This is a genomic window from Pseudomonas sp. EA_65y_Pfl1_P113 (assembly GCF_963970525.1).
GTDB lineage: Bacteria > Pseudomonadota > Gammaproteobacteria > Pseudomonadales > Pseudomonadaceae > Aquipseudomonas > Aquipseudomonas tritici.
The window spans coordinates 1-431 of the sequence record NZ_CAXAQM010000685.1; the positions used below are offsets into that span (position 1 = coordinate 1).

The following is a 431-nucleotide window of genomic DNA, read 5'->3' on the forward strand; positions in this document are numbered from 1 at the left end:
GGCTTCCGCTACGGCTTCCTCGGCACCGCCGATTCGCCGATCCTGATCGGCAGCATCGTGGTGCTGGTGATCGACGTGGTGCTGGCGGTGGCGTGTTACGCGCTGCTGCGGTCGGGCTGGAAGATCAAGAATTGACCCGCCGGTGGGTGGTGCTGGCGCTGGGACTGGCGCTGGCGGCCTGCAGCAAACCCGCGTCGCAACCCGTTGCTGCCCGTCAGGCACCCCAGGAGCCCTCCGTCCGGATCGCACAGGCGGGAAGTACGATCGTCGTGCCGACCGTGACCGGCAAGGGCACGGTCGCGCTGCGCGAGCGCCAGCCGGTTTCGCCCGGCACGCGCGTGCGGGCGGGCGCAGCAAGCCATTATCTTCGCCTCGCTTTGCCTGCCGCCGATGCCGCGCGCGTGACGCTGGGCGCGAACGCGAAGATGACT

The 431-nt window shown here is 69.8% G+C and carries 1 protein-coding gene; it reads left to right on the forward strand.

The window, feature by feature from the left end:
- Positions 1 to 131: 131 nt before the first annotated feature.
- A partial coding sequence (locus AACY52_RS31720; RefSeq protein ID WP_339561614.1) for a hypothetical protein occupies positions 132 to 431 on the forward strand: 300 nt, incomplete at its 3' end.